Source organism: Dietzia sp. IBK-p2-15D (assembly GCF_057773105.1).
Map to the genome: position 1 here is coordinate 1 of NZ_JBYMTK010000134.1, position 430 is coordinate 430.

Sequence of the window (430 nt, forward strand, 5' to 3'; positions counted from 1 at the left end):
TGAAGTTATATCCGGTAATGTGGATAAGACAATAACAACAGTTGTTTCCTATTCAGATGGTCGGCCATCGACTACTGACGTAACAGCTACCCCAGTTGCTCTATCTTTTGATAAAGTTACAGGCACATATACCCAGATTACAACTATAGACGCTACACCAACTATTAAAGGTGAAGTGACTACAATAGTGCAGGATGAAGAATCTTTTTATACTATTGGTTACACAAGCGAGGTAACTTCAAGTTCTGAAATAATTTATACTTCTGTAACTACAACACACGCTGCTGCAGTTTCTTTCAGTTCTTCAGCAGACACAATAATTAATAGTGCTGGTGTACCAATAACTGATGTCACATCAAAGGTAGCAATAGATATTCCTATCTATGCTGGTGATACTCTTGTGGCCAGTCATTCACCGGGGGTAGGTGGA

1 protein-coding gene is annotated in these 430 nt (G+C 39.3%); it reads left to right on the top strand.

Annotated elements, in window-relative coordinates:
• On the top strand, positions 1–430 hold a 430-nt coding region (locus tag AC3DEV_RS17230), incomplete at both ends, for a hypothetical protein (protein WP_488372914.1).